The 23,127-nt window shown below is 47.9% G+C and carries 17 protein-coding genes, 5 tRNA genes and 1 rRNA gene; all 23 read right to left on the reverse strand.

Annotation, left to right across the window (positions count from 1 at the left end; all coding sequences use genetic code 11):
• Positions 1 to 9: 9 nt before the first annotated feature.
• A complete protein-coding gene (locus M2404_RS19355) occupies positions 10 to 1,749 on the reverse strand; it encodes an acyl-CoA dehydrogenase (RefSeq protein ID WP_259241568.1) in 1,740 nt (579 codons plus the stop codon).
• Positions 1,750 to 1,886: 137 nt separating this feature from the next.
• Complete coding sequence (gene tuf / locus M2404_RS19360; RefSeq protein ID WP_259241570.1) at positions 1,887 to 3,071, reverse strand: elongation factor Tu; 1,185 nt, start codon at positions 3,069 to 3,071, stop codon at positions 1,887 to 1,889.
• A gap of 54 nt (positions 3,072 to 3,125) precedes the next feature.
• Positions 3,126 to 5,228 carry an elongation factor G gene (gene fusA, locus M2404_RS19365; protein ID WP_259241572.1) on the reverse strand — a complete coding sequence of 701 codons (2,103 nt, stop codon included), beginning with the start codon at positions 5,226 to 5,228 and terminating at the stop codon, positions 3,126 to 3,128.
• Positions 5,229 to 5,254: 26 nt separating this feature from the next.
• Positions 5,255 to 5,725, reverse strand: coding sequence for a 30S ribosomal protein S7 (gene rpsG, locus M2404_RS19370; protein WP_027672433.1), 471 nt, complete (start codon positions 5,723 to 5,725; stop codon positions 5,255 to 5,257).
• A 90-nt stretch (positions 5,726 to 5,815) separates the two neighbouring features.
• Positions 5,816 to 6,190, reverse strand: coding sequence for a 30S ribosomal protein S12 (gene rpsL / locus M2404_RS19375; RefSeq protein ID WP_019677787.1), 375 nt, complete (start codon positions 6,188 to 6,190; stop codon positions 5,816 to 5,818).
• A gap of 152 nt (positions 6,191 to 6,342) precedes the next feature.
• Positions 6,343 to 10,524 carry a DNA-directed RNA polymerase subunit beta' gene (gene rpoC / locus M2404_RS19380; protein WP_259241575.1) on the reverse strand — a complete coding sequence of 1,394 codons (4,182 nt, stop codon included), beginning with the start codon at positions 10,522 to 10,524 and terminating at the stop codon, positions 6,343 to 6,345.
• A gap of 65 nt (positions 10,525 to 10,589) precedes the next feature.
• Entirely contained in the window at positions 10,590 to 14,615 is a 4,026-nt protein-coding gene (rpoB, locus tag M2404_RS19385) for a DNA-directed RNA polymerase subunit beta (protein ID WP_259241576.1), read from the reverse strand.
• 174 nt (positions 14,616 to 14,789) lie between these two features.
• Positions 14,790 to 15,155, reverse strand: a complete 366-nt coding sequence (gene rplL / locus M2404_RS19390) for a 50S ribosomal protein L7/L12 (RefSeq protein ID WP_068231325.1) — start codon at positions 15,153 to 15,155, stop codon at positions 14,790 to 14,792.
• Between the two features lie 64 nt (positions 15,156 to 15,219).
• Positions 15,220 to 15,714: a 50S ribosomal protein L10 gene (rplJ, locus tag M2404_RS19395; RefSeq protein WP_259241577.1), complete on the reverse strand. Its 495-nt coding sequence runs from the start codon at positions 15,712 to 15,714 to the stop codon at positions 15,220 to 15,222.
• A 284-nt stretch (positions 15,715 to 15,998) separates the two neighbouring features.
• Positions 15,999 to 16,700, reverse strand: a complete 702-nt coding sequence (rplA, locus tag M2404_RS19400) for a 50S ribosomal protein L1 (protein ID WP_259241578.1) — start codon at positions 16,698 to 16,700, stop codon at positions 15,999 to 16,001.
• A 3-nt stretch (positions 16,701 to 16,703) separates the two neighbouring features.
• A complete protein-coding gene (gene rplK / locus M2404_RS19405) occupies positions 16,704 to 17,132 on the reverse strand; it encodes a 50S ribosomal protein L11 (RefSeq protein ID WP_027672427.1) in 429 nt (142 codons plus the stop codon).
• A 120-nt stretch (positions 17,133 to 17,252) separates the two neighbouring features.
• On the reverse strand, positions 17,253 to 17,780 hold the full coding sequence (gene nusG / locus M2404_RS19410) for a transcription termination/antitermination protein NusG (protein ID WP_405047799.1): 528 nt from the start codon (positions 17,778 to 17,780) through the stop codon (positions 17,253 to 17,255).
• A gap of 15 nt (positions 17,781 to 17,795) precedes the next feature.
• A complete protein-coding gene (secE, locus tag M2404_RS19415) occupies positions 17,796 to 18,170 on the reverse strand; it encodes a preprotein translocase subunit SecE (RefSeq protein WP_215399494.1) in 375 nt (124 codons plus the stop codon).
• 74 nt (positions 18,171 to 18,244) lie between these two features.
• Positions 18,245 to 18,321: transfer RNA gene (locus M2404_RS19420), tRNA-Trp, on the reverse strand.
• 199 nt (positions 18,322 to 18,520) lie between these two features.
• On the reverse strand, positions 18,521 to 19,705 hold the full coding sequence (gene tuf, locus M2404_RS19425; RefSeq protein ID WP_259241570.1) for an elongation factor Tu: 1,185 nt from the start codon (positions 19,703 to 19,705) through the stop codon (positions 18,521 to 18,523).
• 74 nt (positions 19,706 to 19,779) lie between these two features.
• Positions 19,780 to 19,855 (reverse strand) — tRNA-Thr (locus M2404_RS19430).
• Positions 19,856 to 19,867: 12 nt separating this feature from the next.
• Positions 19,868 to 19,942 (reverse strand) — tRNA-Gly (locus tag M2404_RS19435).
• Between the two features lie 31 nt (positions 19,943 to 19,973).
• Positions 19,974 to 20,058, reverse strand: a tRNA-Tyr gene (locus tag M2404_RS19440).
• A gap of 5 nt (positions 20,059 to 20,063) precedes the next feature.
• Positions 20,064 to 20,139, reverse strand: a tRNA-Thr gene (locus M2404_RS19445).
• Between the two features lie 111 nt (positions 20,140 to 20,250).
• Positions 20,251 to 20,946 carry a type III pantothenate kinase gene (locus M2404_RS19450; protein WP_259241582.1) on the reverse strand — a complete coding sequence of 232 codons (696 nt, stop codon included), beginning with the start codon at positions 20,944 to 20,946 and terminating at the stop codon, positions 20,251 to 20,253.
• A gap of 1 nt (position 20,947) precedes the next feature.
• Complete coding sequence (gene birA / locus M2404_RS19455; protein ID WP_259241585.1) at positions 20,948 to 21,931, reverse strand: bifunctional biotin--[acetyl-CoA-carboxylase] ligase/biotin operon repressor BirA; 984 nt, start codon at positions 21,929 to 21,931, stop codon at positions 20,948 to 20,950.
• Positions 21,928 to 22,938 carry a UDP-N-acetylmuramate dehydrogenase gene (murB, locus tag M2404_RS19460; protein WP_259241587.1) on the reverse strand — a complete coding sequence of 337 codons (1,011 nt, stop codon included), beginning with the start codon at positions 22,936 to 22,938 and terminating at the stop codon, positions 21,928 to 21,930. Before murB ends, birA begins: the two co-directional genes overlap by 4 nt.
• Positions 22,939 to 23,039: 101 nt before the next feature.
• Positions 23,040 to 23,127 (reverse strand): 5S ribosomal RNA (gene rrf, locus M2404_RS20400); the annotation flags it as partial.

Consider the following 23,127-nt stretch of genomic DNA (forward strand, 5'->3'; position numbering starts at 1 on the left):
TCCTTAATGCTAAAAATGGTCTGTCGCAAACTTATCCATTATCGCTGAATCACACCTTAATACGGCAAGCAATCCTTCAGCCTTGGGCAAGATGCGCTCAAAATAATAAGCTGCAGTATATTGTTTTGCCTCTGTAAAGCTTTCGCTATGCGAAGTGTTCTTTAGCGCGGCCAGATTTTTATACCACATATAACCGTAAAGAACATATGAAACTAACGTTAAGTAATCACAGGCATTAGTGCTTTGCGCCCGGCTGTCTTGTGCCAGCAGTTCTGCAGTTAAGCTTTGTAATTGATCAATATAAAGATGCAAAGACTCAGCTGTGTGGATAGGTACGGAAGCCATTTCATCCTTTATCTCTGCAAGAAGCGTAAGCAATACCAAGCCTTGGTCTGCTGCTACTTTACGCAACATAAAGTCTGCCGCCTGGATACCGTTGGTGCCTTCATAAATCTGGGCAATACGTACATCACGCACCAGTTGCTCCATGCCCCACTCTTTAACATAACCATGGCCACCAAATATCTGCTGTGCGGTAACACAGGCATCAAAGCCCTGATCTGTCATAAAAGCTTTGGCTATTGGCGTGAGTAAATTAGCACGTTGTGCCGATGCCGGGCAGTTATCGTACTTAGCCTTGTCTAACAACGATGCAACCCAGGTAGCAAAGGTACGGCCGGCTTCATTCATTGCTTTAATGTTAAGCAGCATCCGGCGTACATCGGCATGACCAATAATAGGTTCTGCTTTGTTGGCGTCTTTTTCACTGATCCTGCCCTGCAGCCGCTCTTTGGCATAACTCAGTGCATTCTGATAAGCGCGCTCGGCAGCACCTAAACCCTGGCTACCCATTGATAATCGCTCATAGTTCATCATGGTGAACATACAGGCTAAACCACGGTGGGACTCACCAATTAAATAACCTTTAGCCTCGTCAAAATTCAGCACGCACGTAGCTGAGCCATTAATGCCCATTTTATGCTCGATTGAACCGACCGTTACAGTGTTGCGCTCGCCAGGCTCGCCAGCACTATCCGGCAAAAATTTCGGCACCAAAAACAGTGAAATACCACGGCTGCCAGCGGGCGCGTCAGGTAGTTTAGCGAGTACCAGATGGATAATATTCGAAGTTAAGTCGTGCTCTCCGGCAGTAATAAATATTTTGCTGCCACTTAGCAAATAGCTGCCATCATCCGTAGGCTTGGCAGTAGTGCGCATAATGCCAAGATCAGAGCCCGCATGAGATTCGGTTAAGCACATAGTGCCAGACCATTCGCCGCTGTACATTTTTGGCAAGTACAGTGCTTTGGTGGCATCATCGGCATGCTGTAACAATGCGACACAGGCGCCGGCGGTTAAACCCGGATAAAGCGAAAAAGCAATGTCGGCACTGCAGAGCATTTCATCAACCATCATGGATAATGCTTTTGGCATGCCCATACCACCGAAATGCGGATCACCACTGAGGCCGGTCCAGCCGCCTTCGGTGAGACTCTGGTAAACGGTTTGATAATGCTGCGGCAACGTGACTTTACCATCCTGTAGCTTAGCGCCTTGTCTATCCGCTTCGCCCGATAATGGTGCCAGCTGTTGTTCACAGATCTTGGCTGCCTCTTCCAAAATAGCTTTTGCAGTATCTGCTTCAATAAGCTCACTGAGCTGACTTTGCTGCTGCCAGTATTTATCTAGCTGCCAAACGTCGAAGAGGTTAAATAAAATATCATTTAGCGGTGCTTGGTATTGGCTCATACTCATTGCCTCAATAACTGGACGGATGAGTTAGAGCATGGCACAGCTTGAATATTCAAACAAGTGTTTGAAAGAACCTTGGTATGAATTGCGGGCAATAAAAAAGCCCCTTACGGGGCCTTTTCACATCTTAGCTATTACGCCAGGATTTTTGATACTACGCCAGCACCAACTGTACGGCCGCCTTCACGGATTGCGAAGCGTAAACCTTCGTCCATCGCGATTGGGCAAATCAGCTCTACAACAAACTTCAGGTTGTCGCCTGGCATTACCATCTCTACGCCTTCTGGCAGCTCAACTGCGCCAGTTACGTCTGTCGTACGGAAGTAGAACTGTGGACGGTAGCCTTTGAAGAATGGTGTATGACGACCACCTTCTTCTTTTGACAATACGTACACTTCGCCTTCGAACTTAGTGTGTGGCTTGATTGAACCTGGCTTAGCAAGTACCTGACCACGCTCTACGTCTTCACGCTTGGTACCACGTAACAAGGCACCGATGTTCTCGCCTGCACGACCTTCGTCCAGCAGCTTACGGAACATTTCTACACCTGTACAAGTAGTAGCAACAGTGTCTTTGATACCTACGATTTCTACTGTCTCGCCTACTTTTACGATACCTTGCTCTACACGGCCTGTTACTACTGTACCACGACCGGCAATTGAGAAGACGTCTTCGATTGGCATGATGAATGGCTTGTCAATCGCACGTACCGGCTCTGGGATGTAAGTATCTAAGGCTTCACCCAGTTCCAGGATTTTCTTTTCCCAGTCCGCATCACCTTCCAGGCCTTTCAGCGCTGAACCACGGATTACCGGCAGGTCATCACCCGGGAAGTCGTAGTCTGATAGAAGCTCACGTACTTCCATCTCTACCAGCTCTAACAGCTCTTCGTCATCTACCATGTCACATTTGTTCATGAACACGATGATGTACGGTACGCCTACCTGACGTGATAACAGGATGTGCTCACGGGTTTGTGGCATTGGGCCGTCTGTCGCTGCTACTACCAGAATTGCACCGTCCATCTGTGCTGCACCAGTGATCATGTTCTTAACATAGTCAGCGTGGCCCGGGCAGTCTACGTGCGCGTAGTGACGCGTTGGCGTGTCATATTCTACGTGTGAAGTGTTGATCGTGATACCACGAGCTTTTTCTTCTGGCGCTTTATCGATTTGATCGAAAGCAAATGCCTGACCGCCGTAGTGCTTTGCCAGTACGTTTGTGATTGCTGCAGTTAAAGTAGTTTTACCGTGGTCAACGTGACCAATTGTGCCTACGTTTACGTGCGGTTTATTACGTTCAAATTTAGCCTTAGCCATGAATAGACCCTTCTTTATTTAATTGCGGCCTGCTTTGCAGGCCAAACTAAGTTATTAATATGCTTTACGCGCAGCGATAATTGCTTCTGTCACGTTGTTAGGAGCTTCAGCATACTTCAATGGTTCCATTGAGTATGAAGCGCGCCCCTGACTTAACGACCGCATGTTGGTTGCATAACCAAACATTTCAGAGAGCGGCACATGCGCATCAACGATTTTGATACCACCAGGTGCATCTTCCATGCCGTTGATAATACCGCGGCGACGGTTTAAGTCACCAACAATATCACCCATGAAGTCTTCCGGCGTTACCACCTCAACTTTCATAATTGGCTCAAGGATAACCGGCTTGGCTTGCAGTGCACCCTTTTTGAAGCCCATTGAAGCAGCGATTTTAAACGCCATTTCGTTTGAGTCAACATCGTGGTACGAACCGTCAAACACTGTAACTTTAACGTCAATTACCGGGTAGCCAGCAAGAACGCCGTTTTTCATCTGTTCCTGAATACCTTTATCAATAGCCGGAATATATTCTTTTGGAATAACTCCACCGACAACGGCATTCACAAACTCATAACCAGCGCCTTCTTCCTGTGGCTCAATTTTCAGCCAACAGTGACCAAACTGACCACGCCCACCTGACTGACGCACGAACTTACCTTCAACTTCAGTGGCGCCACGCAGTGTTTCGCGGTAAGAAACCTGGGGTTTACCCACATTAGCTTCTACTTTGAACTCACGGCGCATACGGTCAACAATGATGTCCAGATGCAGTTCACCCATACCTGAAATAATCGTCTGACCGCTTTCTTCGTCAGTATGTACACGGAAAGAAGGATCTTCAGCCGCCAGTTTACCCAGCGCAATACCCATCTTTTCCTGATCAGCTTTAGTTTTCGGCTCAACCGCAACAGATATTACCGGCTCCGGGAACTCCATCCGCTCCAGAGTGATAATATGGTCTGGTGAGCACAAAGTATCACCTGTTGTTACGTCTTTAAAACCGATACCGGCAGCGATGTCGCCGGCACAAACTTCTTTGATCTCTTCGCGGGTATTAGCATGCATCTGTACGATACGGCCAATCCGCTCTTTCTTTTGTTTTACCGGGTTGTACACCGAATCACCTGAATTGATGACGCCAGAATACACACGGAAGAAAGTCAACGTACCTACGAATGGATCGGTTGCAATTTTAAACGCCAAAGCAGAGAACGGTTCATCATCACTGGAGTGACGCTCACCTTCTGTTTCGTCCTCATTGATACCGGTAATGGCTTTTACTTCAGTCGGTGATGGCAGGTAATAAATTACGTTATCCAACATCGCCTGAACGCCTTTATTCTTAAAGGCTGAACCACACATTACCACTACAACTTCGTTGCGAAGGGTTAAGTTACGCAGGGCCTGACGGATCTCTTCTTCAGAGAATTCTTCACCCTCTAAGTAGCGCTCCATTAACTCTTCACTGGCTTCGGCAGCCGCTTCGATCATGTTCTGACGCCACTCGTTACATTCATCAACCATATCGGCCGGAATGTCTTCATAAGTGAATGTCATGCCCTGATCTTCCATATTCCAGTTGATGGCCTTCATTTTGATAAGGTCGACTACGCCCTTGAAGTCATCTTCAGCACCTATCGGCAGCTGAATTGGCACTATGGTGCTGTTTAATCGCGTTTGCGCTTGTTTTACCACGCGCAGAAAGTTGGCACCGGTACGGTCCATCTTGTTCACAAAGATCATCCGCGGAACTTCGTACTTATTGGCCTGACGCCATACAGTCTCGGTTTGCGGTTGCACACCTGAAGAACCACAAAGCACAACAACAGCACCATCGAGTACGCGCAAAGAGCGCTCTACTTCGATAGTGAAGTCAACGTGCCCGGGGGTATCAATCAGATTGATACGGTGCTGTTCAAATTGCTGCTGCATACCGGCCCAGAATGTTGTCGTCGCAGCTGACGTGATAGTGATACCACGCTCCTGCTCCTGTTCCATCCAGTCCATAGTAGCAGCACCGTCATGAACCTCACCGATCTTGTGAGAGCGGCCCGTGTAAAACAACACACGTTCAGACGTAGTTGTTTTACCCGCATCGACGTGCGCACAAATACCAATGTTACGGTAGCGTTCTATTGGGGTTGTACGTGCCACAATAATATCCTCTTGTTAAGACGTGCTTACCAACGGAAATGGGCGAATGCTTTGTTAGCTTCGGCCATACGGTGCACGTCTTCACGTTTTTTCACTGCAGAACCTTTGTTGTCAACGGCATCCAGCATTTCACCAGCTAAACGCTGAGCCATTGATTTTTCACCACGTTTACGGGCAGCCTCAACTAACCAACGCATTGCCAGAGCATTACGACGTACCGGACGAACTTCACATGGTACCTGATAGGTAGAACCACCTACGCGGCGTGATTTAACTTCGACCGTTGGACGAATGTTGTCCAGTGCTACTTCAAATATGTCTAAATGTTCTTTCTTAGACTTAGTAGCAGCTAACTCTAATGCGCCGTATACGATTGATTCGGCTGTAGATTTTTTACCGTCGACCATAACGACGTTTACAAACTTGGCAAGTAATTCACTTCCGAATTTAGGATCTGGAAGAATTTTACGTTGACCTATGACGCGTCTTCTTGGCATTCGTAACTCCGATTGCTTCAGGTGATTCCAAAACTTTTAATACAATAAAGAAAAAAAGTTGTTTAGTTTGGCCTTACTAACGGAGTACCGTTATTTCTTAGGCCGTTTTGCGCCGTACTTAGAACGGGCTTGTTTACGATCTTTAACGCCGGCACAGTCTAAAGTGCCGCGTACGGTGTGGTAACGCACACCTGGCAGGTCTTTTACCCGGCCACCGCGAATAAGCACAACACTGTGCTCTTGCAGGTTATGGCCTTCACCACCAATGTAAGAAGAAACTTCGAATCCGTTAGTTAAACGAACACGGCATACTTTACGTAATGCTGAGTTTGGCTTCTTAGGTGTAGTGGTGTATACACGGGTACAAACACCACGCTTCTGCGGGCAAGCTTCAAGCGCCGGAACGGTGCTCTTGGCTACCTTCTGGCTGCGCGGCTTACGCACTAGCTGGTTGATTGTTGCCATTAAATACTCCTGGTTAATATATACCCAATAAACGTGAAAATTCCGCACCCCAAAATCAGGGTCGCGGAATTCTAATGGTCAAGCTTTGACCTGTCAAGGAACAAAGCCAATTGCTGCTAATTTAGCCAGCAATCAGCCCTGTTTCCCTGCTTTTAGTCGTCGTTACCAGACAAATCCATGTTCAGAGCATCAGATAACGCTTGTTCTGCCGTCTCTGCACTCATTGTCGGTTCAACAACTTCGCCACCGCCAGCACGTTGACGCAGACGGGCACGGTTTTGGTGATACGCAAAACCGGTACCTGCCGGGATCAAACGGCCAACAATTACGTTTTCTTTCAAACCACGCAGTTCGTCTATCTTACCGCCTACAGCGGCTTCAGTCAGAACGCGGGTGGTTTCCTGGAACGACGCCGCCGAAATGAACGAGTCAGTCGACAGTGACGCTTTGGTAATACCCAGTAAAGAACGCTCGTACTGCGCAGGCATTTTACCGGCAGCTTCCAATTCGCGGTTAGCAATATTGACGCGGGCCACTTCAGCCATTTCGCCTTCGAGGAACTCACTGTCGCCCGGGTTGGTTATTAAGCACTTACGCAGCATCTGACGGATAATCGTTTCGATGTGCTTATCGTTGATTTTAACGCCCTGTAAACGGTAAACGTCCTGTACTTCGTTCACAATGTAGCTGGCAACATGGTGAACACCACGTAAACGCAGGATATCGTGTGCTGACTCCGGGCCTTCAGAGATAACTTCGCCTTTTTCAATGCGTTCACCTTCAAACACATTAACCTGACGCCATTTCTGGATCATCTCTTCATGCACATCACCCTGCTCAGGCGTGATTAACAAGCGGCGCTTACCTTTGGTTTCTTTACCGAAGCTGATAACACCTGAGATCTCGGCCAGAATGGCTGGATCTTTCGGCTTACGCGCTTCAAATAAGTCGGCAACGCGCGGCAGACCACCGGTGATGTCGCGGGTTTTTGAGCTTTCCTGCGGAATACGTGCCAATACTTCACCGGCTTTCACGGTGGCACCATCGGTTACTTCGATAGTGGTAAAGCTTGGTAAACGGATTTCCTGTAGCGCGCCGTCGTCCATAGTCAGAATAAGTTTTGGCTCTTTGGCATTCGCCTTGGCCAAATCTTTTACTACGGTACGGGTTAAGCCCGTCAGCTCATCCTGTTGTACTTCAGTGTTGGTATCATCTACATCGCTGTGATTAACCTTGGCACCGCGCTCAACAATAATAGGGTGTGAATGCGGATCCCAGTTGGCTACGATTTGACCAGCTGTGATTTTCGCGTTGTCGTCTGTCGTCAGGATTGAACCATACGGCAGTTTATAACGCTCTTTCTCACGACCTAATTCGTCAAATACGGTAACTTCAGCAGAACGTGAGGTAATAACAATTTTGTTATCAGCGTTACGTACAAACTTAGCATTTTGCAGTTTTAAGGTACCGGCAGTTTTAACCTGTACGCTGTTTTCTGCAGAGGCCCGTGATGCCGCACCACCGATGTGGAAAGTACGCATTGTCAGCTGGGTACCTGGTTCACCGATTGATTGTGCTGCGATAACACCTACAGCTTCACCGGCGTTGATCAGGTGACCACGTGCTAAGTCACGGCCGTAACACTTGGCACACACACCAAAGTCTGTCTTACAGGTAATTACTGAACGTACGTGCACTTCGTCAATAGAGTTTTGCTCTAACAGATCACACAGCTGCTCGTCCAGCATGGTACCATCAGCAACCAACACTGCGCCTGTTGTTGGTGATACTACATCACCAATAACTACCCGGCCCAGCACGCGCTCACGCAGACCTTCTACCACGTCACCACCTTCAATCAGCGGTTTCATGATAATGCCCTGATCAGAACCACAGTCCTGCTCAGTAACAACCAAGTCTTGTGCTACGTCTACCAGACGACGGGTCAGATAACCGGAGTTCGCAGTTTTCAGTGCAGTATCGGCCAGACCTTTACGGGCACCGTGCGTAGAGATAAAGTACTGTAATACGCTTAAGCCTTCACGGAAGTTCGCCGTAATTGGCGTTTCAATGATAGAGCCATCCGGTTTTGCCATCAGACCACGCATTGCTGCCAGCTGACGGATCTGCGCCGGTGAACCCCGGGCGCCGGAGTCGGCCATCATATATACCGAGTTAAATGACTGCTGTTGTACAGTATCACCGTCGCGGTTAACCACGTCTTCTTTAGACAGGTTGTCCATCATCGCCTTGGACAATACTTCGTTGGCGGTTGACCAGATATCAATAACTTTGTTGTACTTTTCACCAGCGGTAACCAGACCCTGTTGGAACTGGTCCTGAATTTCGGCAACTTCAGCTTCTGCTGCGTCGATAATTTCAGTTTTTGCTGCCGGGATAACCATATCGTTAATACCTACCGATACGCCTGACAACATAGCGTAGTGGAAACCGGTATACATGATTTGGTCAGCCAGAATAACGGTTTTCTTCAAACCGATACGACGGTAAGCACCGTTTAGTAAACGTGAAATCTGCTTTTTACCCATAGCCTGGTTGATTGAATCAAAGGCTAAACCTTCCGGCAGGATAGAATACAGAATAGCGCGGCCAACAGTGGTGTCGCGTACAGCTGTGGTTTCGCTGCGGCTACCATCTTCACCGAATTCAACTTCGGTAATCCGCACTTTTACTTTGGCATGCAGGCTGGCACAGTCAGCACGGAAAGCCTTTTCAGCTTCTTTCGCACTTTTGAATAACATGCCTTCGCCTTTGGCATTAATAGCCTCACGTGTCATGTAATACAAGCCTAATACAACGTCCTGTGAAGGTACGATGATTGGCTCGCCGTTAGCTGGCGACAGTACGTTGTTAGTTGACATCATCAACGCACGGGCTTCTAACTGTGCTTCCAGTGTTAACGGTACGTGCACCGCCATTTGGTCACCGTCGAAGTCGGCGTTATAAGCCGCACACACCAGTGGATGTAACTGAATAGCTTTACCTTCGATCAGTACCGGTTCAAACGCCTGAATACCTAAACGGTGCAGTGTTGGTGCACGGTTCAACAGTACCGGGTGCTCGCGGATCACTTCGTCCAGCACGTCCCATACAGCGCCTTCTTCGCGCTCAACCATTTTCTTGGCGGCTTTGATGGTAGTGGCTAAACCACGTGCTTCCAGCTTGCCATAGATAAACGGCTTGAACAGTTCCAGTGCCATTTTCTTTGGCAGACCGCATTGGTGTAAACGCAGCGTAGGACCTACGGTGATAACCGAACGGCCTGAGTAGTCAACGCGCTTACCTAAAAGGTTCTGACGGAAACGACCTTGTTTACCTTTGATCATATCGGCCAAAGATTTCAGTGGGCGTTTGTTGGAGCCGGTAATAGCACGACCGCGACGGCCGTTATCTAACAGCGCATCTACCGCTTCCTGCAACATACGCTTTTCGTTGCGCACGATAATGTCAGGCGCAGATAAATCTAACAGACGCTTCAGACGGTTGTTACGGTTAATAACGCGACGGTACAAATCGTTCAGATCTGAGGTAGCAAAACGGCCGCCGTCCAGTGGTACCAATGGACGTAAATCCGGTGGTAATACTGGCAGCACTGTCATAATCATCCACTCTGGTTTGTTGCCAGAAGTGTGGAACGCTTCCATCAGTTTCAGACGCTTGCTGATTTTCTTACGCTTGGTTTCAGAGTTGATGGTTGGCAGCTCTTCACGCATTTGCTTGATTTCTGTTGCCAGATCAATGCCTTTTAAGATGTCCAGAATTGCTTCGGCACCCATCTTGGCTTCAAACTCGTCGCCATGCTCTTCCAGCACGTCTAAGTATTCTTCTTCAGTCAGCATCTGACGGCGTTCTAACGACGTCATACCTGGCTCTGTCACTACATAGCTTTCAAAGTACAGCACGCGTTCAATATCACGCAGTGTCATATCCAGCAGCAAACCGATACGGCTTGGCAGTGATTTTAAGAACCAGATGTGGGCTGTCGGGCTGGCCAATTCGATATGACCCATGCGCTCACGGCGTACTTTAGTTAATGTGACTTCAACACCACATTTTTCACAAATAACACCACGGTGCTTTAAGCGTTTGTACTTACCGCACAAACACTCGTAGTCTTTTACCGGGCCAAAAATACGGGCGCAGAATAAACCATCGCGCTCGGGTTTAAAGGTACGGTAGTTGATCGTTTCTGGCTTTTTCACTTCACCAAAGGACCATGAACGGATCATGTCCGGCGAAGATAAACCGATACGGATAACATCAAACTCTTCGGTTTTAGTTTGTTGTTTCAGAAACTTTAATAAGTCTTTCACCTTAGCTCTCCTGTAAGAGGTAAACCGGAATGGGGCAGTCGCCTACCCCCCAACTCAAGGTCGGTTTATTCCTCTTCCAATTCGATGTTAATACCGAGCGAACGGATCTCTTTCATCAATACGTTGAAAGATTCTGGCATGCCAGGTTCCATTCTGTGGTCACCGTCAACGATGTTTTTATACATCTTGGTACGGCCGTTAACGTCGTCTGACTTAACGGTAAGCATTTCCTGCAGCGTGTATGCTGCGCCGTATGCTTCCAGTGCCCACACTTCCATCTCACCGAAACGCTGACCACCAAACTGAGCTTTACCACCCAGCGGCTGTTGCGTTACTAAGCTGTAAGAACCGGTAGAACGTGCGTGCATCTTATCGTCTACTAAGTGGTTCAGTTTCAGCATGTACATGTAACCTACGGTTACCTTACGCTCGAAGGTATTGCCGGTACGGCCATCATATAATGTGATCTGACCGCTTGACGGTAAGTCACCCAGCTCAAGCAATTGCTTGATTTCGCTTTCTTTCGCGCCATCGAACACCGGTGTCGCAACAGGCAAGCCTTTACGCAGGTTTTCAGCTAAACGACGTACTTCATCATCAGTAAAGCTGGCAACATCTACGTCCTGGCGTGATTCGCCCAGTGCATACACTTTGGTCAGGAAGTCACGGATTTCTGCCGTTTCTTTCTGGTCTTTAATCATCGCATCGATCTTGTCACCGATACCGCGGGCGGCTAAGCCTAAGTGTGTTTCCAGGATCTGACCGATGTTCATCCGCGATGGTACGCCCAGCGGGTTCAATACGATATCAACTGGCTTACCGTGCTCGTCGTATGGCATATCTTCTACCGGAACGATAGTTGAGATAACACCCTTGTTACCGTGACGGCCCGCCATCTTATCACCTGGCTGGATACGGCGTTTTACCGCCAGATACACTTTAACGATCTTCAGTACGCCCGGTGCCAAATCATCACCCTGGATGATCTTACGACGCTTGGCTTCAAACTTCTTGTCGTACTCAACACGAATTTCTTCGTACTGGGTAGCTAACTGTTCCAGATCGTTTTGTTTGTCTTCGTCGCTTAAGCTTTGATTAAACAGCGCATCGCCTTTCATCGTGTCCAGCTTGGCACGGTCAATACCGCTTTGTTCCAGCAGGTTACGGGCACGATCAAAAATACCGGCTTCCAGAATACGGAATTCTTCATTCAGGTCTTTCTTAGCCTGTTTGACTTCCATCTCCTCGATTTCACGGGCACGCTTGTCTTTCTCTACACCATCACGGGTAAATACCTGAACGTCGATAACAGTACCGGTAACAGAGTTAGGCACACGTAAAGATGAATCTTTAACATCAGACGCTTTCTCACCGAAAATAGCGCGTAACAGTTTTTCTTCCGGCGTTAACTGGCTTTCACCTTTAGGCGTTACCTTACCAACCAGAATGTCACCGCCTTTCACTTCAGCACCGATATACACGATACCGGCTTCGTCCAGTTTAGACAGCGCAGACTCACCTACGTTAGGGATATCGCCGGTGATCTCTTCAGGCCCAAGTTTAGTATCGCGGGCGATACAGCTTAATTCCTGAATATGGATAGTGGTTAAACGATCTTCCTGTACCAGACGCTCAGATAACAAAATCGAGTCTTCGAAGTTGTAACCGTTCCACGGCATAAACGCTACGCGTAAGTTCTGACCTAATGCCAGTTCACCTAAGTCGGTAGACGGGCCATCAGCCAGTACATCTCCACGCTCAATTGGCTCGCCATGGTTTACGCAAGGACGCTGGTTAATACAGGTATTCTGGTTAGAACGGGTATATTTGGTCAGGTTGTAGATGTCGATACCGGCTTCACCGGCTACCATTTCATCTTCATTTACCTTGATCACGATACGGCTGGCATCAACATAGTCGATCACACCACCACGTTTGGCCACCACGGTTACACCTGAATCTTTCGCTACCACGCGCTCAATACCGGTACCTACCAGCGGCTTGTCAGCACGCAGTGTTGGAACGGCCTGACGTTGCATGTTCGAGCCCATCAGTGCCCGGTTAGCATCATCGTGTTCCAGGAACGGGATTAACGCCGCAGCAACCGATACGATTTGCTGTGGTGCTACGTCCATATACTGTACTTTGTCAGCCGGCATCAGGGTGAATTCGTTCTTGTAACGACAAGGTACTAATTCTTCTGATAAGCGGTTTTCAGCAGTCAGTTCAGCATTGGCCTGAGCGATAACAAAGTTGCCTTCCTCAATGGCTGACAGGAAATCGACTTCGTCAGTTACCACGCCATTTTCCAGGCGGCGGTAAGGCGTTTCAAGGAAACCATACTCGTTAGTCTGGGCAAACATCGACAGTGAGTTAATCAGACCGATGTTCGGACCTTCAGGCGTTTCGATTGGACATACACGACCATAGTGCGTCGGATGTACGTCACGTACTTCGAAGCCGGCACGTTCACGCGTTAAACCACCCGGGCCTAAAGCAGAAATACGACGCTTGTGCGTCACTTCTGATAACGGGTTGTTCTGATCCATAAACTGTGACAGCTGGCTTGAGCCAAAGAACTCTTTCACCGCAGCTGAAATTGGCTTGGCGTTAATCAGATCCTGTGGCATAACTGCGTCCAGATCGCCTAATGACAGACGCTCTTTAACCGCACGTTCAACACGCACCAGACCAACACGGAATTGGTTTTCGGCCATTTCGCCAACAGAACGGATACGGCGGTTACCCAAGTGGTCGATATCATCCACTTCGCCTTTACCATTACGGATATCGATCAATACTTTCATTACCGCCAGAATGTCTTCTTTGCTCAGTACGCCGGTACCGACGCCCTCTTCAAAGTTAACGCGACGGTTAAACTTCATCCGGCCAACCGTAGATAAATCATAACGGTCTTCCGAGAAGAACAGGTTTTCAAATAAGGTTTCAGCCGCATCACGCGTTGGCGGTTCACCAGGGCGCATCATACGATAAATTTCTACCAGCGCTTCCATACGGTTGCTGCTTGGATCAATACGAATGGTCTCAGAAACATAAGGGCCCTGATCCAGATCGTTGATATACAGAGTTTCAAAACTCTCGTAACCGGCTTTAGCCAGTTTTGCTAACAGCTCCAGTGTGAGCTCTGCGTTCGCCTCGGCAATAATCTCTCCGGTTGAACGGTCAGCGTAATTTTTTGCCAGCACACGGCCTACCACATATTCGTGTGGTACTTCCATCATGGTCATGCCGGTTTTCTCCAGCTGACGCACGTGGCGTGCAGTAATACGACGGCCTTGTTCTACTATGACTTCGCCATCGTTGTCTTTGATATCAAAACCGGCTGTCTCACCGCGTAAGCGGTTGGCTACTACAGCCATCATTAACTTGCCGTCTTTAATTTCAAACTGAGTGCTTTCAAAGAAAGTGCTCAGAATATCTTCAGTGCTAAATTCCAGTGCGCGCAGCAGAATGGTAGCCGGTAATTTACGGCGACGGTCAATCCGCACAAACAGGTTATCTTTAGCATCGAACTCAAAATCTAACCAGGAACCACGGTAAGGAATAACACGAGCGTTATACAGTACCTTGCCTGATGAGTGGGTTTTACCACGATCGTGATCAAAGAACACACCCGGGCTGCGGTGTAACTGAGATACGATAACACGCTCAGTACCGTTAATAACAAAGGTACCGTTTTCTGTCATCAACGGGATTTCGCCCATGTAGACTTCTTGTTCACGGATATCTTTGATTGTGCCTGGCGCTTCTTTATCGAATAACACCATGCGCAGTTTTACACGTAATGGTGCTGAGTAAGTAACACCACGAATTTGACATTCTTTTACGTCAAATACGGGTTCCCCGATGCGGTAGCTGACGTACTGCAATTCCGCACTGCCTGAATAGCTTTTTATAGGGAATACAGAGCGGAATGCGGCTTCTAAACCGTAATCTCCTTCCGGATCAGGCTCGATAAATTTGCTGAACGACTCGATTTGAATCGACAACAGGTATGGCACATCCAATACTTCCGGACGTTTGCCGAAGTCCTTACGGATACGTTTCTTCTCAGAATAAGAGTAAGTCATGGGGTTCCTCAGCTTGCTGATTTTTTTCCCAACAACCCGCTACAGGTTGCTTTGATACCAGCCATAGTATCAACAGGGGTGGGGAAATCATTGTCCCACAGCGCAAAAAGGCCGGTGATTAATTCATCACCAGCCCGGCCTGAATTTCAGGCGAATAATCCGGTATAAGCCGGATTATTTAACTTCAACAGATGCACCAGCTTCTTCAAGTTCTTTCTTCAGAGCTTCTGCTTCTGCTTTTGAAACGCCTTCTTTGATTGGAGCTGGAGCGCTCTCAACCAGATCTTTCGCTTCTTTCAGACCTAAACCGGTTGCGCCACGTACTGCTTTGATAACAGCAACTTTGTTCGCACCAATACCAGCCAGAATTACGTTGAATTCAGTTTGCTCTTCAGCAGCGGCAGCAGGACCTGCAGCAACAGCTACAGCAGCAGCTGCAGACACACCGAACTTTTCTTCCATTGCAGTTACTAACTCAACTACATCCATTACAGACATTGCTGCGATAGCATCTAAGATTTGATCTTTAGTCACTGACATTGCTCAGATTCCTAAATTAGGGGCCTTGGCCCAAATTAAACTCTGTATCAAACCAAGCGTAAAATTACGCGGCTTGCTCTTGTTTTTGGTCGCGAACCGCGGCAATTGTACGTACAAGTTTGCCGGCTGCTGCCTCTTTCATAGTGCTCATTAAACGTGCAATAGCTTCGTCGTAAGTTGGTAACAATGCTAACACTTCAATGTTTACTGTGGCGCCATTAAACGCTGCACCTTTCAGCTCGAAGTCTTTGTTCTCTTTCGCGAAATCTTTGAAGATACGCGCGGCAGCACCTGGGTGCTCTTTAGAGAACGCAATTAACGTCGGGCCTACGAATACATCGTTCAGACACTCAAACTCGGTGCCTTCTACTGCACGGCGAACCAGCGTATTACGGACAACTTTCATCCATACACCGGCTTCACGCGCTTGCTTACGCAGCGCAGTGATTTTGCCTACAGTGACACCACGAGCGTCTGCGACTACCGCAGATAAAGCACCTTTGGCAGCTTCCTGGACTTCAGCAACAAGTGCTTTTTTGTCTTCAAGCTTAATAGCCATTGGCTTTTAACTCCTGGTTCATCCGGGCATTATTGCCCGTTTGCCTACACATCGCTTTATGTTGCCATAAAGCGCGCGATTTACGGTGAGACCAGAAAGAATCAATTCTTCTGGGGCCTGCACCGTCTGCGTAGGTTTTGTATTTTAAGTCATTCATTTCAAAAGAAAATCACGACACCTACGGTCTTGGACGGAAGCCGTTATTTCCAGAGAAATACGGCTCCTACCCTAAAAATGAGCGCGCGATTATAAAATAATCACGCAGCTCTGTAAAGCACTACACCTTAAACCGCTGCGCTCAGTGACGCCTGGCTCAGAGTTAAACCTGCACCATGGGTAGAAGAAATAGTAACTTTCTTAATGAAAATACCTTTTGCCACTGAAGGCTTGGCGCGCTTTAACGCAACCAGTAAGGCTTCCAGGTTCTCTTTTAACTTATCAGCATCGAAATCGATTTTGCCGATAGTAGAATGGATAATACCATTCTTGTCGTTACGGTAACGAACCTGACCTGCCTTCGCGTTCTTAACTGCTTCTGCTACGTTAGGGGTAACAGTACCAGTTTTCGGGTTAGGCATTAAACCACGGGGACCTAAGATTTGACCTAACATACCAACAACGCGCATAGCGTCTGGTGATGCGATAACAACGTCAAAATCCATTACGCCTTTCTTAACCTGTTCAGCTAAGTCTTCCATACCTACGATGTCAGCACCGGCAGCTTTAGCGGCTTCAGCGTTAGCGCCCTGAGTAAACACGGCAACGCGAACAGTACGGCCAGTACCGTGAGGCAGTACAGTAGCACCGCGCACGTTCTGATCAGATTTACGGGCATCAATACCCAGATTTACAGCAACATCAACGCTTTCCAGGAATTTGCCAGCTGTTAATTCTTTTAACAGAGCAACGGCTTCGTTGATATCGTATTCGCGGGTTGAATCCACTTTAGAACGGATTAACTTTGCGCGTTTAGTTAATTTAGCCATCTGTTAGCCCTCCACCACTAAACCCATTGAACGGGCAGTACCTTCGATGGTACGCACCGCAGCAGCATGATCTGCAGCAGTTAAATCTGGCTGCTTGATCTTCACAATCTCATCAACCTGAGCTGCTGTGATTTTGCCTACTTTCTGGGTGTTAGGACGACCTGAACCACCTTTTAAACCAGCGGCTTTCAGTAACAGGAAAGATGCTGGAGGAGTGCGGGTTTCGAACGTGAAAGAACGATCGCTATATACAGTAATTACTACTGGAATTGGCATACCTTTCTCAAGGCTTTCTGTACGGGCGTTAAAACCTTTACAGAATTCCATGATATTTACACCATGTTGACCCAGCGCCGGACCTACCGGTGGCGATGGGTTAGCCATACCGGCTTTAACCTGCAGTTTAATAAGTGCAGTGACTTTCTTTGCCATGTTTCACCTCTGTTTCTGGGTCGTAGCCTTGTAAATGCGAGGACACTTACTCAAACGGCTTCCCAATGTTAAAAAGGGCGCAGATTATATTTTAATCAGCGCCCGGTTACAATCGTTATCTTAAGCTTTTTCGACCTGGGCAAATTCCAAATCTACCGGAGTAGAACGGCCGAAGATCAATACCGATACTTTTACGCGACTCTTTTCGTAATCTACTTCTTCGACTACGCCATTGAAATCAGCAAACGGGCCTTCAGTAACACGTACCACTTCACCGGCTTCAAACAATGTTTTCGGCTTCGGCTTATCAATATTATCCTGTAAACGATTCAGGATAGTCATGGCTTCTTTTTCAGAAATAGGTGCCGGACGGTCTGAAGTACCACCAATAAAACCTAACACGCGCGGCACGCTTTTAACTAAGTGCCACGCTTCTTCGCACATTTCCATCTGCACCAGCACATAGCCAGGAAAGAACTTTCGCTCAGACTTACGTTTCTGGCCTGCCCGCATTTCTATTACTTCTTCGGTAGGTACCAGCACTTCACCAAATTTATCTTCCATCTGGTGAATTTTGATATGTTCACGTAGAGAGGTTGCAACCCGTTGCTCGAAGCCTGAGAAAGCCTGCACCACATACCAACGCATTTTTCCAGCCATGGCTTAGATCCCCAATCCTGTTAAAAAAGACACAACGCGCAATAGAATGGCGTCTAACCCCCACAGGATTAACCCCATGATTACGGTAGCAACTAACACCACAAGCGTTGTTTGCATGGTTTCCTGCCGGGTGGGCCAAACTACTTTACGTACTTCGGTACGTGCTTCTTTAGCGAAGTTTATAAAGGTTTTGCCTTTTTGTGTCTGTCCTGCCACTACGCCAGCAATAATTACTAACACTACAATAGTAATTGCACGCTCTAATGCAGACAGCTCATATATGTAGTTACCTACTACTGCCAGTGACAAAATAACAAAGACCAGCAACCACTTGACTACATCAAATCCGCTTTTTGGGGTTTCACTTGCTGCGTTCATGCTTTGACTCACTTCACCTTGACTTGCTTATAGCAACACACTACCGGCAGAGCTTACGCTGTGCCGAAAAATATTGGCAGGGGCAGAGGGATTCGAACCCCCAACCATCGGTTTTGGAGACCGCTGTTCTACCAATTGGAACTATGCCCCTACAAGGTTGTAAACCAGACCTATCGCCGGGTTTTCAAATAGCCGCTCATTATACTGTCTTAACGTGCTAAAACAAGCTTACTGTATCCTATTGCAGTATATTTAGGATGCAGTTTGATGGCCACTATAAGATTTGGCCAGGATCGCCTCATTTACAGGCAACAAAAAAGGCCCCGAAAGGCCCTTTTCAATCTCAGCTATTACGCCAGGATTTTTGATACTACGCCAGCACCAACTGTACGGCCGCCTTCACGGATTGCGAAGCGTAAACCTTCGTCCATCGCGATTGGGCAAATCAGCTCTACAACAAACTTCAGGTTGTCGCCTGGCATTACCATCTCTACGCCTTCTGGCAGCTCAACTGCGCCAGTTACGTCTGTCGTACGGAAGTAGAACTGTGGACGGTAGCCTTTGAAGAATGGTGTATGACGACCACCTTCTTCTTTTGACAATACGTACACTTCGCCTTCGAACTTAGTGTGTGGCTTGATTGAACCTGGCTTAGCAAGTACCTGACCACGCTCTACGTCTTCACGCTTGGTACCACGTAACAAGGCACCGATGTTCTCGCCTGCACGACCTTCGTCCAGCAGCTTACGGAACATTTCTACACCTGTACAAGTAGTAGCAACAGTGTCTTTGATACCTACGATTTCTACTGTCTCGCCTACTTTTACGATACCTTGCTCTACACGGCCTGTTACTACTGTACCACGACCGGCAATTGAGAAGACGTCTTCGATTGGCATGATGAATGGCTTGTCAATCGCACGTACCGGCTCTGGGATGTAAGTATCTAAGGCTTCACCCAGTTCCAGGATTTTCTTTTCCCAGTCCGCATCACCTTCCAGGCCTTTCAGCGCTGAACCACGGATTACCGGCAGGTCATCACCCGGGAAGTCGTAGTCTGATAGAAGCTCACGTACTTCCATCTCTACCAGCTCTAACAGCTCTTCGTCATCTACCATGTCACATTTGTTCATGAACACGATGATGTACGGTACGCCTACCTGACGTGATAACAGGATGTGCTCACGGGTTTGTGGCATTGGGCCGTCTGTCGCTGCTACTACCAGAATTGCACCGTCCATCTGTGCTGCACCAGTGATCATGTTCTTAACATAGTCAGCGTGGCCCGGGCAGTCTACGTGCGCGTAGTGACGCGTTGGCGTGTCATATTCTACGTGTGAAGTGTTGATCGTGATACCACGAGCTTTTTCTTCTGGCGCTTTATCGATTTGATCGAAAGCAAATGCCTGACCGCCGTAGTGCTTTGCCAGTACGTTTGTGATTGCTGCAGTTAAAGTAGTTTTACCGTGGTCAACGTGACCAATTGTGCCTACGTTTACGTGCGGTTTATTACGTTCAAATTTAGCCTTAGCCATGAATAGACCCTTTTTAACAAAACGGCGGTTATTTAATTAGTGTGTTATTTTGAATAGCTTGAGAAGTGTCAAGATGGTGCTGATACCCAGAATCGAACTGGGGACCTCATCCTTACCAAGGATGCGCTCTACCGCCTGAGCTATATCAGCAACTTTTTTGATTGGAGCGGGCAGCGGGAATCGAACCCGCATCTTCAGCTTGGAAGGCTGAGGTAATAGCCATTATACGATGCCCGCGGCCTACTCGTAGCTATTCGTCTGACGAAGATGGTGGAGGGGGAAGGATTCGAACCTTCGAAGGCAGTGCCGGCAGATTTACAGTCTGATCCCTTTGGCCACTCGGGAACCCCTCCACTAATGGTGCCGCTTATCCGAGTCGAACGGATGACCTACTGATTACAAGTCAGTTGCTCTACCAACTGAGCTAAAGCGGCACTACGTCAGTGGGTGCGAATTCTAGTGGAATGCCCTAAGCCGTGCAACATAAAAAACCAAAAAAGCGTTAATTTCCTGCCTAAGCGCTCATAAAGTGCACAAACCAGTGGTTACATGTCTATATAACGAGCCAGTCCATGGAAAATAAGTAAAGGCTCTACAACAATAGGTAAATCTGACAGATAAGATTTAAGAAACTTACTGTCACCGCCGGTTAGCAGTAACTTTTCGCAGCTTGTTTGCTGCCACGCCAGCATGATTGCACCCAAAATCGAGGCTAAACAGCCATTTTGCAAACCTGTAACGGTATCTGTGCCGGGTTCTAAACGGCCATTAAACATTTCAGAATTAAATACCTTAGCAGTATTTTTCACCACTGCCTGTTGCTGCATCTTTAGCCCCGGCATAATCCAGCCGCCACCGTGCTGACCATCTGGTGCCAGCCAATCTAAGGTGACAGCGGTACCGGCATCAACGATCAGCACACTTTTTGCCGGAAACAATAACTGTGCACCTAACATTGCCAACCAGCGGTCAACTCCCAACGTCTGGGGTTGTTGGTAACTACTACGCACACCATAGGCCTGAGCATCAGAGTGTACCTGACGCCAGGGTAAATGCCCCAACCCCAGCTGCTGCTTGATGGCCAGTACTCTCTCCTGTGAGGCAACGCAGGCAAAATATACAGCCTTAATTGGTAACTTAGCCAGATTATCGGCAGCCAACTGTGGTAAAGCCGTAACTTTACCATTTTTTACCAATGCAGCTTTCTCGCGCGTATTGCCTATATCCAGTAATAAATACATGCTAATCTCCCGGCCGCAAGCTAAGTTCACCACCAAAATAGGCTTGTATACCAGTTGACGTGTTCACCAATAAAGCGCCTTGCTTATCTACCCCCAGGCAAATGCCTTGTACCTCAGTATTACCAATAAGCTTCACAGTCTTATCACGGTATTGATTGTACTGGTTAAACTCATCGACAAAACAACCAAAACCATTTTGAGTAAACTCTGTAAGCAACATCAGCAGTTGCTGCTGCAGCAGTGCCACTAACAAGTTACGGTCTACCACCTGTCCCGCGGCATACGCTAAATCGATATACTGTTGATCGATATTATCCGGCGCCTGCTGCGGCAAACGAATATTCATGCCTATGCCAATGATCACATCACAGCCGGCATGCGCCTGCCCTGCCAGCTCTACTAAAATGCCGCACAGTTTTTTACCATCGACATAAACATCATTTGGCCATTTAACCTTAGCGTCAACCTGATACTGCTGTTTTAACAATCTGGCAATCGCGATAGCCACCACCAGACTTAACCCCATCGCAGCCTGGATCCCCTGCTCCAGCTTCCAGTACATAGAGAAATATAAACTGGCAGCAAAGGGCGAATACCAGTTACGGCCACGTCTGCCCCGCCCGGCAGTCTGAGCTTCTGCCACTAAGGTATAGCCTGGCTCATTTACCACGCCATCCTGCACTTTTTGCATGAGCTGGCTGTTAGTTGAGTCGGTAATGTTTTGCACCAGAATGTTGGGGCTGCCACTTTGACGCAACTGGCTTATCTTTGCCGCATCCAACAATACCAGTGGTTCAGCCAGGCAATATCCGCGGCCTTTTACTTTATATATATCCAGGCCAAGTTGTTGTAGCTGTTTGATATGATTAGCAACCGCTGTACGGCTTAGTCCTAACGCTTCAGCCAGAAACTGACCGGACTGAAATTCACCGTTGCTTATTGCGCTAAGCAGTTGACGCTGGCTCACTAAACTAGCTTTGCTCATCTGATTGGTTGCCCTTCTGCATTGAGCATCCGCACTTCAGCCTCTAACTGAATGCCGTAAGCAGCCTGTACCTGCTGTTGCACAGCTGTAACGAGTTGTTCCAGCTGTGCTGGCGTACCTGCCCCGTGATTAACCACCACCAGCGGCTGTAACTTATAGCACCCGATGCCGCCATAACACTTGCCTTTAAAGCCTTGTTGTTCAATCAGCCAGGCTGCAGGTACTTTCACTGTATCATCGGCTTGGATAAACCCCGGTATAGCAGCATGTTTTGCTTTTAGCGCAGTATACTGCTGCATCGCAATAACCGGGTTCTTAAAGAAGCTGCCACAATTGGCCAGCTCAGCAGGGGCCGGTAACTTACTGCTACGCACAGCGATAACTTGTTCGAATATCGAGTTGATATCGGCGTCAGCAGGCAGATGATCTAAGCCTTTATATCCCAGCACAGGCGCAGGTTGCTTACTTAAACACAAACCCACCGCAACGATAATACCCTTGCCGGCTAAAGCATGCTTGAATACACTGTCACGATAGCCAAACTCACAGCGCCCTGCAGCAATACGCAGAACCTTGCGCTGTTGCCAGTGATAAAAATCAACATATAAACAGCAGTCTGCCAACTCAACACCGTAGGCACCGATATTCTGCACCGGCGCAGCCCCAACCGAGCCCGGGATAAGCGCCAGGTTCTCTATACCCCACAACTGCTGCCCTACTGCCCAGCTAACCAACTGATGCCAGTTATGGCCGGCTTCGACGTGCAGCAGAATATGCTGCGGATCCAGTTCAGTAGCCGTTTTGTTATCGGCCACAAAGCGGCAAATGGGCGCAGTAAGGTCCTCCATGAAAATGGTATTACTACCTTCGCCCAGCACAACAGGCACAGTTGTAGCATTAAAACTGTATAGTTCAGCAACAGAGTTGAACTCATGCACAGAGCTTAATGTGGCATTAAAGCGGAAAGTAGAATAAGAAACGGCAGAAATATTAGTTAAAGTGCGCATGTTAAGGCCAGTTAATGCGAGTGAAGCTATTGTAATGATGTGATTGAGGAAGCGCAAAGCAAAAAGCCCTTCTCATTGAGAAGGGCTTTGCATGATGAGGAGCCTGGCGGTGAACTACTCTCGCATAGCGAATGCTACACTACCATCGTCGCAGCTGCGTTTCACTTCTGAGTTCGGAATGGGTTCAGG

Origin of the sequence: Rheinheimera pacifica (genome assembly GCF_024809855.1) — a bacterium.
Lineage (GTDB): Bacteria > Pseudomonadota > Gammaproteobacteria > Enterobacterales > Alteromonadaceae > Alishewanella > Alishewanella pacifica_A.